The sequence below is a fragment of the Blastococcus aurantiacus genome, from assembly GCF_900102425.1.
Taxonomy (GTDB): domain Bacteria; phylum Actinomycetota; class Actinomycetes; order Mycobacteriales; family Geodermatophilaceae; genus Blastococcus; species Blastococcus aurantiacus.
Genome location: NZ_FNBT01000004.1, coordinates 35,542 through 48,473 on the forward strand (window position 1 = coordinate 35,542; position 12,932 = coordinate 48,473).

Genomic DNA, 12,932 nt, shown 5'->3' on the forward strand with positions numbered 1-12,932 from the left:
CGTGGCTGCCCGGCACTAGCCTCCGCGGCATGACCGACACCGTCATCGGCCTCGTCATCGACGAGCTGTGGGAGCGCCGCACGACCCTCGGCCCGGACGACGACGACGCCCGCGCGCAGGTCGTCGCCGCCATCGACCTGCTCGACGCCGGTGAGGCGCGTGTCGCCCATGTCGAGGGCGACGACGTCGTGGTGGACGAACGCGCCAAGCGGGCAATCCTGCTGGCGTTCACGCTTCTGCCGATGGCAGAGGGCAGCCACGGAGGCTCCTACGTCCACGACCGGGTGCCGCTCAAGACGAGCTTTCCCGGCGTGCGCGTCGTGGCCGGTGCGATCGCCCGGTGGGGCAGTCACGTCGAGCCGGGCGCGGTGCTGATGCCGAGCTTCACCAACATCGGCGGCTACGTCGGCAGCGGCTCCATGGTCGACACCTGGGCGACCGTGGGCTCGTGCGCGCAGATCGGCCGCAACGTGCATCTGTCGGGCGGAGTGGGCATCGGTGGCGTGCTCGAGCCGCCGCAGGCCGCGCCCGTCGTGATCGAGGACGACGCCTTCATCGGGTCGCGGTCGATGGTCGTCGAGGGAGCGCGCGTGCGCCGGGGCGCCAAGCTCGGCGCGGGCGCCGTCCTCACCGCCAGCACGCGCGTGTTCGAGGCCGAGACGGGCGCCGAGCTCGAGCGCGGCGTCGCTCCTGAGCGAGCGGTCTGCGTCGGCTCCAGTCGCGTGCGGAGCTTCCCCGGCGGCGACTTCGGTCTGCCGTGCCTCCTGGTCCTCCGCTACCTGGAGCCTGGCCAGGAGCACGACAAGCTCGCCCTGCACGAGGTCCTGCGCGAGCACGGGGTCGCCCCGTGAATCGGGCGTAGGAGATCGCCAAGGGCTAGGACGTGGACGGCGGGGGCTCGCAGAGGTGTTCCTCACGCAGTCGGCCTCTGCCCACAGGTGTGGGCAGAGGCCGACTGTGCGCGGAAGAGCGTCAGAGGTCCCGGCGGACGAAGGAGACCGCGGCCAGCCCCCACACCATCGCCACCCAGACGGCTGCCCAGGCCAGGTAGGCCCAGGTGAGCGGGGCGACGCTGAGGAACGGGAACGCCTCGCCGTCGGCACCGCCGAACTGGAGCAGCGCCGACGGGTCCTGGAACCCGTGCATCGCCCCGCGCCACAGGCCGTCGGTGGGCAGCAGCACCCGCGACACCGACCCGACACGGGCGACGGCCTCGTTGTCCAGCGAGGCGCCGATGCCGCCGACCACACCCGCCACCCAGGTGGTGCAGAACATGCCGACCGCGACCACACCCGAGGCCATCGGCGAGATGACGCTGGAGAGCAGGACGGCGAGGGTGAGCAGCACGGTCGTCTGCGCGGCGAGCAGGGCGAGCGCGGTCGCCGGCTCCGGTGGCCAGTAGTCAACCGTCGCCCGGACGACGAGGCACTGGGACAGGCCCGCGAGCACGACGAAGACGCTGCCGAAGGTCACCAGCCCCAGCCACTTGCCCAGCAGGAAGGCCGAGCGCCGGATCGGCCGGGCCAGCACCGCCAGCGCGATGCCCGACTCCGTCTCGCCCGCCAGCGTCGGACCGGCGAGAAACGCGGTGCCCAGCGCGGCGATCAGGCTGTAGCCGAACATGACCAGATTGAGCAGGATGGAGGCCGTCAGCCGGGCCTCGCCGCTGGTCAGCGTGCCGCCGGACTCCGCGGCGAAGCGGGAGAAACCCCACCCGCTCAGCGCGAGCAGGACCAGGGTGAGCAGCGCGAGTGCCAGCAGCACTCGCCGTCGGGCGGCCTCGCGCAGGGTCAGCCCCGCGACGGTCAGGACGACGCGGGTCACGAGCGCTCCTCCTCGGCTCCGTCGCGCAGGATGCCCAGCAGCCGTTCCTCCAGGCTGATCCGCCCCGGCTCGACGGCGTGCACGCGAACGCCGAGGGCCACGAGGTCGCGCACCAGGTCGGGCACCGTGGCCTCGTCGTCGGCCGGGAACGCCACGGTGAACCAGTCGCCCTCCCGCTCGACGCGTCCCGCCGTCGCCAGCCGGCCCTCGGCGGCCGGGGGCATACCGGTGAGGTGCAGGCGCACCTCGTGCTGGCCGAGCAGCTCCACCAGCGATCCCGACGCCGCGACGCGGCCCCGGTCGAGGATGACCACCCGGTCGCACACCCGCTCGACCTCGCCGATGAGGTGCGAGTTCAGCAGCACAGCGATGCCACGCGACTTCAGCGACAGCACGATGTCGCGGACGTCGACCCGGCCCAGCGGGTCCAGGGCGCTGGTCGGCTCGTCCAGGACGACGAACTCCGGCCGGGCCACCAGGGCCACGGCCAGGCCCAGCCGTTGCTGCATCCCCTTCGAGAAGCCGCCGACCCGGTCACCGGCACGCTCGGCGAGGCCGACGAGCTCGAGGCAGTCGCGCTGCTCCTGGGCGCTGACCTCGGCGCCCGAGAGCCGGACGTGCAGGGCCAGCACCTCGGCGGCGCTCAGCCACGGCTGGTAGCGGAAGAGCTCGGGCAGGTAGCCCACGCGGGCCCGGGCGGCGGGTTCGGCGGCCGGCTGCCCGAGCAGCAGCACCTCGCCGGCGTCGGGGCGCACCAGGCCGAGCAGCATCTTGATGACCGTGGTCTTCCCGGCGCCGTTCGGGCCGAGCAGCCCGACCACCTCGCCGCGACCGACCTCCAGCGAGACGCCGTCCACGGCGGTGCGCTTCCCGTACCGCTTGCGCAGCCCGGTGCACCAGGCGGCCGCCGGAGGTGGCAGGTCGGCGACCAGCCGCGCCGCGTCCCGCAGGACGTCGTCGCGGCCGGTCCCCGCCCCGTCGATGAAGGCCCCGCCGGGCACCGCGCTCAGCGGAGCCCCCGGGCGACCTCGAGCACCTCGCCGGTGTCGAAGGCGCCGGCCACCACGGTGACCTCACCGTCCTCGACCCAGACCACGGCGGCCAGGGTGCGGTCGCGGGTGGCGAGCACCGTGGCCTCCTCGCCGTCGACGTCCTCGGTCGTGGTGGTCACGAGGTCCGAGGGCACCGGCAGCGGCAGCGTGGAGCCGTCGGCGGTGAAGGTGCGCAGCTGCGCGGCGACGTCCTGGGGCAGGCCGGGCAGCGAGAGCAGGTAGTCCCGGACCGTCTCGAAGGGGATTCCGGAGGAGAAGGCGGACGGCGCGACGGCGCGGCCCACGATCAGCCCGGGCGCACCGCTGCCGCTCTGCCAGACCTGGGCGACGCCCGGGCCGGCGACGAGGCGCACCGAGGCGCCGTCGAGACCGGCCGGCGGGGTCGGCAGCGTCTCGCCCGCCTCGGCCGCGGCCTGCGCCGCGCGGTCGGCGTCGAAGGTGAAGGTGGCCGTCACCTCGCCGCCCACCTGGTACTCCGGCTCCCCGGTGATGCCCGAAGGCAGCGCGTCGACCTCCGGCACGTCCAAGCCGCTCTCCGCCTCGGCGGTCGCGGCGTCCGGCACCGGGCGCAGGTCGTCGTCGCCGGTCATCTCGACGGTGCCGTAGGCCTCCAGGTCGGGGAGGGCGACGAGGTCGGCGCTGTCGAGGCCGATCGCGGCGACCTCCTCGGTGCGGAAGATCGGCAGCCAGTCGTTGGCGGCCGCAGTGCCGGCACCGGCCAGGACGACGCCGAAGGCCAGCGCCGCCGCGGCGGGGCGTCGCACCAGTTCGCCGAACCGGCCGCGGCGGGCCGATCGCGCCGGGACCGGTGCCGGGGCCCGGACCGGGGCCGCGGACGCCGACGCGGCCGTCGACAGCCGAGCCCAGGCGGCCGGGACATCGACGTCGGCCTCGGCGGTCAGGGCGGCGCCGACGAGCGCGGCGTCCTCGCGGGTGGCGGCCAGCGCGGCGAGGCACTGGGCGCAGTCGGCGACGTGCCGGCGGTCGGCCTCGGCCACGCCGGCGGGCTCGTCGAGCAGCCGGCGCAGCACGCCGTCAGTGGGATGACGCATGACGGGTCAACTCCTTGCGCAGGGCGGATTCGGCGCGTCGCACGGTGGTGCCGACGCTGCCGGGGGACAGGTCCAGGGCGGCCGCGACCTCGGCGTAACTCAGCCCGCTGTGCCGCAGCACCAGGGCGACGGCCTGCTTGTGGGGGAGCCGGGCCAGTGCGGCACGGACGCGGCTGCGCTCCTCGAGCGTCACCACGACCTCGGCGACGTCGGGCTCGGCGAGGGGGACGGCGGAGGCCGCGGTCTCCTCGTTCGAGGCCCGGCGGCGCCCGGAACGGATCAGGTTGAGCGCGGTGTGGGCCGCGGCCACCGAGAGCCACCCTCCCGCCTCGCCCGCCGGCACCGACGAGCGGTTGAAGGCGAGGAACACCTCCTGGGCGACGTCCTCGGCCTGGTCGCGCGAGCCGAGCACGCGGGCGGCCACGGAGACCACCCGCTCGTACTCACGACGGAAGACGACGTCGAGGTCCGGGCGCAGCGCGCCGCGAGCGGGCGCATCGGGAACCGGCACGCCGTCCCTCCCTCCGATCCGCGTGATCACGCCGGCGGGCAGCGCCACGGCGAACGCCGGCACCGCCGCTCCGGGTGGGGGATGCCGCACGAGGTCCATGCCTGGGAAGCACCGCCGGGGCCCGGTTTGTGACACCGGCCCCGAAGTCTGCCGTGCGGGCGCCCGCGTCAGGCCCGGCCGGCCGCCGAGCCGGTCGGGTCGACGTACCGCCCGCGGTGGCGCAGCAGCGGCACCCCCACCGGGTCGCCGGGCAGCACCTGGACCACCTCGAGCAGGGCGAGCACGTGGTCACCGGCCTCCACCAGCCGCTCCAGCCGGCAGTCCAGCGCGGAGAGCCCGCCGTCGAGCACGATCGCCTCGCTCGCGGGCGCGCGCGTCCACGGCACGGTCTCGAGCAGGTGCCGTGCGCTGGGCCGCCCGGCCGAGGAGAAGCGGGACGCGATGATCGCGTGCGGCGCGGCCAGCACGGTCAGGGCGCAGCTGCCGACCTCCTCCAGCACCTCCGCCGGGTAGCCCGCGGCGGTCAGCCCGACGGCGACCAGCGGCGGAGCGGCCGACACGCTCATCACCGAGCTGACCGTCGTCCCGACGTCGTCGATGCCGTCCCTCACGGTCAGCAGGCAGACCCCGGCGGCGTACTGGCCCAGGGCGGCGGCGTACTCCGTGGCGTCGACCGGCATGGCCGCCAGTCCAGCACACGGGCCAGGATGGGGACATGAGCAGCGCGCGGGAGCGGACCTACGACGTCGTCGTCCTCGGAGCGGGGTCGACCGGCGAGAACGTCGCCGACGTCGTGGTGAAGGGCGGGCTGTCCGCCGTCCTCGTGGAGAGCGAGCTGGTCGGCGGGGAGTGCTCGTACTGGGCCTGCATGCCGAGCAAGGCGCTGCTGCGCGGGACCGAGGTGCTGACCGAGGCCCGCGCCGTCGACGGCGCGAAGCAGGCGGTGACCGGTGAGCAGGACGTCGCCGCCACCCTGGCCCGCCGCGACTCCTTCACCCACGGCTGGGACGACTCGAGCCAGGTCGACTGGGTTCAGGGCGCCGGCATCGACCTGGTCCGCGGCACGGGGCGGCTGGCCGGCGAGCGCGCCGTCGTCGTCACCGATGCCGACGGGAACGGGACCCGGCTGACCGCCCGCGTCGCCGTCGCGGTCTGCACCGGGTCCGTGGGCAAGCTGCCGCCGGTGGACGGGCTGGCCGACGTCGATCCGTGGGGGCCGCGCGAGGCGACCAGCGCGAAGGAGGCGCCGGCGCGGCTGCTGATCCTCGGCGGCGGCTACGTCGGCTGCGAGATGGCCACCGCGTGGCAGGCGCTGGGCTCCCAGGTCACCCTGCTCCAGCGCGGCGACCGGCTGCTGCCCCGCTCCGAGCCCCAGGCCGGCGAGGCGGTCACCGAGGCGCTGCGCGCGGCCGGCGTCGACGTGCGGTTCGGCGTCGGCGTCACCGCTGCCCGCCGCGAGGGCACCGAGGTGGTGCTGACGGCGGGGGACGAGGAGTACCGCGGCGACGAGGTGCTGGTCGCCATCGGCCGCGCCGCGCGCACGACCGACATCGGCCTGGACACCGTCGGCCTGGAACCGGGCGAGTACCTGCCGGTCGACGACACGCTGCAGGTCGACGGTCTGCCCTGGCTCTACGGCGTCGGCGACGCCAACGGCCGCCAGCTGCTCACGCACATGGGGAAGTACCAGGCGCGTCAGGCAGCGGCCGCCATCGTCGCCCGGTCCCGCGGCGAGCAGGTCGACGGCGCCGCGTGGTCACCGACCGCGGCGACCGCGGACGCCACCGCCACCCCGTCGGTCGTCTTCACCATGCCGCAGGTCGCCAGTGTCGGGCGCACGGCCGCCGACGCGCGGGAGGCCGGTCTGCCGCACCGGGTGGTCGAGTACCCGATCGGCAGCGTCGCGGGAGCGTCGCTGTTCGCCGACGGCTACACCGGGACGGCGGTCGCCGTGGTCGACACCGAGCGCGAGGTGCTGCTCGGGGTCACGTTCATCGGCCCGGGCGTCGCCGAACTGCTGCACGCCGCCACGATCGCCGTCGTCGGCGAGGTGCCGATCGCGCGGCTGTGGCACGCCGTCCCGGCCTACCCGACGATGAGCGAGATCTGGCTGCGGCTGCTGGAGACCTGGCGCGACGGCGACTGATCGACTCGTCGACATCTCGACGGGTCGACGGGTCGACGCCCGGGAGGGTCACAATGGCCATCTTGGCCCCTAGGGGAGCGGGAACGGGGCGTCGTCGGGAGCGGGCAGGGTGCCGGCGGTGGTCGCCGTGACGGTCATGCCCTCGAACCGGGCGACACCGCCCAGCGTGGTCAGGAACGCGGTGTCGGCGGCGTCCCGGCCCGCGCAGATGCGGACCAGCGAGCGGGTGGGGGCCAGCCGGGTCGCGTCGACCACGCACCAGGTGCCGTCGACGTCGGCCTCGACCACCGCGTGGAAGTCCATCGGGTGCAGGCCCGGCGCGTAGACGGCGACCAGCCGGGCGGGGACCTCCAGGGCGCGGAGCAGGGTGATCGTCAGGTGCGCGTAGTCGCGGCACACGCCCTGGCCCATGAGCAGGGTGTCGACGGCGGTGTCCACCGGCCGACTGGACCCCGAGGTGTAGGTCAGCCGCCGGTGCACCCACGCCGCGACCGCCGGCACCAGCTCCGCCCGCGGCATCGTGGTGTCGAACTCCGCGTGCGCGAACCCCTCGAGCTGGTCCGAGGGGCAGTAGCGGCTGGGCCGCAGCGCCACCGCCCAGTCGGCCGGGGTCACCGCGCGCGGGGCCCCACCGTCCTCGACCGACGCCGAGTAGGTGATCGTCGTCTGCCCGGGCGCGAGTCCGAGGCGGTGCACGCGCGCGCCGTCGACCTCGAACTCGTCCGGCTCCAGAAACCCGCCGCCGGAGATCACCGTGAGCTGCTCGGTCAGCGGCGCGGGCACCGCGACCTGCAGGAGCGTGGTCGCCGGGGCGGGGGAGGAGAGGGACAGCGAGGCGGCGACGTCGATGCGCATGCGGGCATCGTGACGGCGGATCGACGTCGCCGCCGGGTAGCAACAGGACCGACGCAGGCTTCTTACCCGCCGTTCACCTGCACCGCCGTCAGACCTCCTTCAGAAAGCCTCCGTCCACCGCGTAGTCCGCGCCGGTCGTGCTGCCCGACCTCGGTGAGACCAGCAGCGCGACGACGTCGGCCACTTCCTGGGGGTCGGCCAGCCGTCCGGAGGACAGGTGCATCGCCTCGGCTGCCACGTGGTCGAGCACGCTCTCGCGGTCGGTGCCGAAGGCTGTGGCGAGCACGTCCGCCGCGCCCCCCTCGTCGGTCCACCACGGCGTCCGCACGGGACCGGGGGAGACGGTGTTCACCCGGATCCCCTGCGGCGCGTACTCCTCGGACAGCGCCTTCGTGAGGACGTTGAGGCCCGCCTTGGCCGCGGCGTAGTCGGCGTTCATGGCCCCGGGCGCTCGGGCGCTGGCCGTCGACACGTTGACGATGGCTCCGCCCCCTCGCTCGAGCATCACGGGAACGACCGCCGGCACCGCACGGACGGCGGACAGGAGGTTGAACTCGATCATCGAGCGCCAGTCGGCGTCGTCGGGTGCCATGAAGGACAAGCGGGGCAGCGTCGCACCCGGGGGTGGTCCACCGGCGTTGTTCACCAGGACGTCCACCCCGCCGAAGACCCCCACGGCGGCGGCGATCACGCCGCCCGGTGCATCGGGGTCGGTGAGGTCGACGACCACGTGGTGCAGGTCCTCGCTCTCGAGGGCGACCAGCTCGGACTGCGTGTGCGGGAGGCGACGACGACCTTCGCACCCTCCCGCAGCAGCGTCTGCGTCGTCGCCAGGCCGATGCCCCGGCTCCCACCGGTGACCACGGCGACCTTGTCGTGCAGTTCGAGATCCATGCCTCGACCGTGCCGGTCCTCGACTCCGGCCTCCGGCGGTCTTCGGACGTCGCACATGCCACGTCCGGGTCCCGCTGGGGCACCGATCGAGCGGAGTGCGCGACGGCACGGACCGGCCGGTCCCGGACGCGGCGGCGCGCGTGATGGAGTGAGCGACGTGCAGTTCGTTCCCACCTCCGCTCCCTGGCACCGCTACATCGCCCTCGGCGACTCCTTCACCGAGGGGCTGAACGACGCCGATCCGACGCGGACCGACGAGTTCCGCGGCTGGGCCGACCGGCTCGCCGAGCACCTGGCGGCGGCGACGGGGGGCGACGTCGAGTACGCCAACCTCGCCATCCGCGGGCGGCTGCTGCGACAGGTCGTCGAGGAGCAGGTGCCCGTGGCGCTGGAGGCGCAGCCGGACCTGGTCAGCCTGGTCGCCGGTGGCAACGACCTCATGCGGCCCGGCGCCGACCCCGACGAGCTCGCCGCGACCCTGGAGGCTGCCGTCGTCCGGTTCCGGAAGGCCGGCGCCGACGTGCTGCTCGCGACCGGCGTCGACACCCGGAACACCCCGCTCCTGCGTCGGGCCCGCGGCAAGATCGCCGTCTTCAACGCCGATATCTGGGCGATCGCCGCCCGCACCGGTGCCGCCGTCCTCGACCAGTGGAGCGCCGACTGGCTGCAGGACTTCCGCCTGTGGGACGCCGACCGCATCCACCTCACGCCCGAGGGGCACCGGCGCACGGCGCTGGCCGCGGCGACCGCGCTCGGGGTGCCGACCGGGAACGACGAGGAGTGGCGCACCCCGCTTCCGCCGCAGCCGGCGCGCGCGTTCCGGGTCGCCGTGGCCGAGGAGGCCGCGTGGGTGCGCGGCTACGTCGGGCCCTGGATCGGCCGGCGGCTGCGCGGGACGTCGTCGGGGGACGGGCGGGCACCGAAGCGTCCGGTGCCCCTGGCCCTCCCGCGGGGCTAGGAGTCCTCGGGTTCGTCGGCGAGGTGGTCGAAGAGCCCGAACTTGCCGGTGTCGTCGGTGGCGAGCACGACCCGGCGCGGCGTCCCGGGGAGGGCGGGGCGCGGCTGCGGGACGATCGGGGTCTCCAGCGCGTCGGGGAGCAGCGCGCCGGCGACGTCCTCCGCGGGGGTGTCGGTGACCTCGCCGATGAGCACGTCGGTCGGGCTGGGCAGCGGTGCGGGCCGGCCGAACGCGAAGCCCTGCGCCATCGCGCAGCCGTGGTCGAGCAGCCAGGCGGCCTGGTCCAGGTCTTCGATGCCCTCGGCGATCACCTGCAGGCCCATGCCGCGGCCGAGCTGCAGCAGGCCCTGCACGAGCGCGGCGGTCGCGGGCTCGGCCACGACGTCGGCGACGAACGAGCGGTCGATCTTGAGCGTGTGGATCGGTAGCCGGTGCAGCGCGGTGATGGCCGAATAGCCGGTGCCGAAGTCGTCCAGCGCGAGGGTCACACCCTGGTCGGTGACGACGGCGACGGAGTGCAGCGTGGCCTCGGCGGCGAAGAGCGCCGTCGACTCGGTGATCTCCAGCTCCAGCCGCGAGGGCTCGAGACCGGACTCCTCGAGGGCTGCGGCGACCAGCTCGCTGAAACCGTCCTCGGCCAGGTGCCGGGCGGAGACGTTGACGTGCACGCGCAGGTCCTCGGGCCAGGTCACGGCGTCGTTGCAGGCGCGCCGCAGCACCCAGGCGCCGAGCTTCGAGGTCAGCCGGTTGTTCTCGGCGGCGTCCAGGAAGGCGCCCGGCGGCAGCAGGCCGCGGGTCGGGTGCTGCCAGCGGATGAGCGCCTCGTAGCCCAGCAGCGACTCGTCGGCCAGGTGCACGATCGGCTGGTAGAACAGCCGCAGCTCGTCGTTGTCGAGCGCGTGCCGGAGGTCGACCTCGAGCTGGAGCGCGTCGACGTCGCTGTCGCTCAGGGCGCCCTCGTGCACCTCGACGCGGGCGCGGCTGCCGTCGGCCTTGGCCTTGGTCAGCGCGCTCTGCGCCTGGCGCAGCAGGTCGTCGGGGGTCATGTCGGAGCCGAGGGTGAGCCCGACGCTGGCCGACAGGGTGATCTCTCGGTCGACCACCACGAACGGTTCGTCGAGCACGCTGAGCAGCCGCTCGGCCAGCGCCCGCAGGCCCTCCAGGTCTTCGACGTCCTCGGCGACGACGAGGAACTCGTCGGCCCCCAGGCGCACCGCGGTGTCCTCCACGCGGGTGCTCCACCGCAGCCGGTCGGCGATCTGGCTGAGCAGCATGTCGCCGGCCTCGTGGCCGAGGGTGTCGTTGACCGCCCGGAAGCGGTCGATGTTGAGGTGCACCAGGCCGACCTGCAGGCCGCGGCGGCGGGACAGCGCGACGGCGTGCCGCAGCCGGTCGGTGAGCGCACGACGGTTGGGCAGCCCGGTCAGCGGGTCGGTGAACGCTCGGCGGACCAGGTCGTCCTCGGCCCGGCGGCGGTCGGTGACGTCGACCAGCGAGAGGACGACGAACTGCGGGGCGCCGTTGTTGTGCCGGACGATCTCGTGGGTCTGCACGACCCATAGCTCGGTGCCGTCGGAGCGACGCATGCGGCGTTCGCCGTCGAGCAGCAGGTTGGGGTCCAGGGCGGGCTCGCCGGGAGCGGGCGCGAGGCCGAGGTCGGCGACCGGCGGGTCGTCGGGGTGGGCCAACAGGTCGATGTGCCGACCGGCCAGCTCGTCGGCGCTGCGGCCGGTGAGGGCGCACATGACCGGGTTCGCCACCAGCACGTGACCGTCGAGGTCGACCAGCGCCTTCGCGATCGGAGCGGAGAGGAAGAGCGCCTGGAACAACTGGCCGCGGTCGGCGAGCAGCGTGTCGATGGCCCGCATGCGCTGCCTTGCCGCCGCGTTGGGCGTGCCGGCGGGCTGCCACGGCGTCTCGGCGGGAAGGCTCACCGGGTCAGGGTTACGCATCGGAGGCGTGAAGTGACGGAACTCGTGCACGGAGAGTCGTGATCGTGCCGTCACAGTGCGTGAGAACGTCCGGACGTCCGGCATGATCTGCCGAAGGTGTGCGGTCTCGTCCGGCAGGTGGGTCCTGTTCGCCGGGCGGCGTCAGTCGTGCCAGAACCGTGGCCCGGTCACGTCCTCACTCGCCGACGGTGACGCCGGGGGAGAAGGCGACGTAGCCGGCGAAGTCGGTGCCGACCCGATCCACGGCCGACGGCTTGAGGTCGGGGTAGCTCCAGGCGCCGTCCGACGTCGTCCCGGACGGGGTGACGACGTCCCAGTACTGGGCCGCGCCCTTCCACGGACAGGTGTAGGCGGTGGGGCTCTCGGTGAGCGCCCCGTCGACCACCGCGGACGGCGGGAAGTACCAGTTGCCCTCGATCCGGACGAGGTCGGACTCGGGGGCCTCGGCGACGACGGTGCCGTTGACGGTGGCGCGCATGGGATCTCCTCCCGCAGGACCGCTCCATGCGGTCGCTCCTCGAGGCAACGCCGCCGCGGGCCCGGGTCATCCCGGGAACACGGCGTGGTCGCACGACGCTGAGGGCGGCGTGGACAAGAAGATCGGCTTCCTGAACTTCGGGCACTGGCAGCCCATCCCGGGTTCGCAGGTGCGCACCGGCCGGGACGCCTTGGTGCAGACGGTCGAGCTGGCCGAGGCGGCCGAGGAGATCGGCCTGGACGGCGCCTACGTGCGGGTGCACCACTTCGCCCGCCAGCTCGCGTCGCCGTTCCCGCTGCTCGCGGCGATGGCCGCCCGCACGTCCCGGATCGAGCTGGGCACCGGGATCATCGACATGCGCTACGAGAACCCGCTGTACATGGCGGAGGAGGCTGCCGCGGCCGACCTGCTCAGCGACGGCCGGCTGCAGCTCGGCGTCAGCCGTGGATCACCGGAGACGGCGCTGCGCGGCTCGGAGGCCTTCGGCTACGTGCCCGGCCCGGACAGCGACGACGCCGAACTGGCCCGCCAGAAGACCGCACTGTTCCTCGGCGCGATCTCCGGCGACCCGGTCGTGGACGCCGACCCGAAGATGACCGGCGGACGTCCCGGCCGGCTGGCCATCCAGCCGCAGTCACCCGGCCTGGCCGACCGCATCTGGTGGGGGTCGGGCACCCGCGCCACGGCCGAGTGGACGGCGCGTCAGGGGATGAACCTGATGAGCTCCACCCTGCTGGTGGAGGACACCGGCGTGCCCTTCGACGAGCTGCAGGCCGAGCAGATCGCCCGCTTCCGCGCCAGTTGGCGGGAATCCGGGTGGGAGCGCGAGCCCCGGGTGTCGGTGAGCCGCAGCGTGCTGCCGATCGTCAGCGACCTCGACCGCCAGTACTTCGGCGGCGACCCGGGCGAGGACCAGGTCGGCATCCTCGAGGGCGTGCGGGCGCGGTTCGGCAAGAGCTACGTGGGCGAGCCCGACCAGCTCGCCGAGGACCTGGCCAAGGACGCTGCCGTCCGCGAGGCCGACAGCCTGCTCCTCACGGTGCCCAACATGCTCGGTGTCGAGTACAACGCCCGGTTGCTGCAGACCATCGTCGAGCACGTGGCCCCGGCCATCGGCTGGGTGCACCCGGACCGCCGCACCGCCTGAAGAAGGACCCCGTCCTCCCCACCCTTCGCAGGCTCAGGGCGGTGCCCTGGACGGGGCCACCAG

At 74.2% G+C, this 12,932-nt stretch carries 12 protein-coding genes and 1 pseudogene; 4 read left to right on the forward strand and 9 right to left on the reverse strand.

Going from position 1 to position 12,932, the window contains the following annotated elements:
* Positions 1-29 precede the first annotated feature (29 nt).
* A complete protein-coding gene (locus tag BLS70_RS08890) occupies positions 30-851 on the forward strand; it encodes a 2,3,4,5-tetrahydropyridine-2,6-dicarboxylate N-succinyltransferase (protein ID WP_091766197.1) in 822 nt (273 codons plus the stop codon).
* A 121-nt stretch (positions 852-972) separates the two neighbouring features.
* Here BLS70_RS08890 and BLS70_RS08895 read toward each other — a convergent pair whose 3' ends face one another.
* The 5 genes from BLS70_RS08895 to BLS70_RS08915 form a co-directional block, all read right to left on the reverse strand.
* On the reverse strand, positions 973-1,824 hold the full coding sequence (locus BLS70_RS08895; protein WP_091766201.1) for an ABC transporter permease subunit: 852 nt from the start codon (positions 1,822-1,824) through the stop codon (positions 973-975).
* Entirely contained in the window at positions 1,821-2,825 is a 1,005-nt protein-coding gene (locus BLS70_RS08900; protein WP_255362340.1) for an ABC transporter ATP-binding protein, read from the reverse strand. The genes BLS70_RS08895 and BLS70_RS08900 overlap by 4 nt, the downstream gene beginning before the upstream one ends.
* Before the next feature lie 5 nt (positions 2,826-2,830).
* Positions 2,831-3,928, reverse strand: coding sequence for a hypothetical protein (locus tag BLS70_RS08905; protein WP_091766205.1), 1,098 nt, complete (start codon positions 3,926-3,928; stop codon positions 2,831-2,833).
* The gene (locus tag BLS70_RS08910; protein WP_091766208.1) at positions 3,912-4,538 is read right to left on the reverse strand and encodes an RNA polymerase sigma factor; all 627 of its coding nucleotides are present in this window, start codon (positions 4,536-4,538) and stop codon (positions 3,912-3,914) included. Before BLS70_RS08910 ends, BLS70_RS08905 begins: the two co-directional genes overlap by 17 nt.
* 68 nt (positions 4,539-4,606) lie before the next feature.
* The gene (locus BLS70_RS08915; RefSeq protein ID WP_091766211.1) at positions 4,607-5,119 is read right to left on the reverse strand and encodes a flavin reductase family protein; all 513 of its coding nucleotides are present in this window, start codon (positions 5,117-5,119) and stop codon (positions 4,607-4,609) included.
* A gap of 35 nt (positions 5,120-5,154) precedes the next feature.
* Here BLS70_RS08915 and BLS70_RS08920 point away from each other — a divergent pair, with 35 nt between their 5' ends.
* Complete coding sequence (locus BLS70_RS08920) at positions 5,155-6,585, forward strand: dihydrolipoyl dehydrogenase family protein (RefSeq protein WP_091766214.1); 1,431 nt, start codon at positions 5,155-5,157, stop codon at positions 6,583-6,585.
* Between the two features lie 69 nt (positions 6,586-6,654).
* On the opposite strand, the gene BLS70_RS08925 is transcribed toward BLS70_RS08920, so the two are convergent.
* Together BLS70_RS08925 and BLS70_RS08930 are read right to left on the reverse strand one after the other, a co-directional pair.
* Complete coding sequence (locus BLS70_RS08925) at positions 6,655-7,440, reverse strand: transglutaminase-like domain-containing protein (RefSeq protein ID WP_091766217.1); 786 nt, start codon at positions 7,438-7,440, stop codon at positions 6,655-6,657.
* A gap of 88 nt (positions 7,441-7,528) precedes the next feature.
* Positions 7,529-8,391, reverse strand: a pseudogene (locus tag BLS70_RS08930) (SDR family NAD(P)-dependent oxidoreductase).
* Positions 8,392-8,491: 100 nt separating this feature from the next.
* On the opposite strand from BLS70_RS08930, the gene BLS70_RS08935 reads away from it, so the two are divergent.
* On the forward strand, positions 8,492-9,292 hold the full coding sequence (locus BLS70_RS08935) for an SGNH/GDSL hydrolase family protein (protein WP_255362341.1): 801 nt from the start codon (positions 8,492-8,494) through the stop codon (positions 9,290-9,292).
* Here the strand turns inward: BLS70_RS08935 and BLS70_RS08940 are convergent.
* Entirely contained in the window at positions 9,289-11,226 is a 1,938-nt protein-coding gene (locus BLS70_RS08940; protein ID WP_255362342.1) for a putative bifunctional diguanylate cyclase/phosphodiesterase, read from the reverse strand. The genes BLS70_RS08935 and BLS70_RS08940 overlap by 4 nt on opposite strands.
* 193 nt (positions 11,227-11,419) lie before the next feature.
* Positions 11,420-11,722: a DUF427 domain-containing protein gene (locus tag BLS70_RS08945; protein ID WP_091766223.1), complete on the reverse strand. Its 303-nt coding sequence runs from the start codon at positions 11,720-11,722 to the stop codon at positions 11,420-11,422.
* A gap of 109 nt (positions 11,723-11,831) precedes the next feature.
* On the opposite strand from BLS70_RS08945, the gene BLS70_RS08950 reads away from it, so the two are divergent.
* Positions 11,832-12,869 (forward strand): LLM class flavin-dependent oxidoreductase, encoded by a 1,038-nt coding sequence (locus BLS70_RS08950; RefSeq protein WP_091766226.1) that lies wholly within the window; start codon positions 11,832-11,834, stop codon positions 12,867-12,869.
* Positions 12,870-12,932 lie beyond the last annotated feature (63 nt).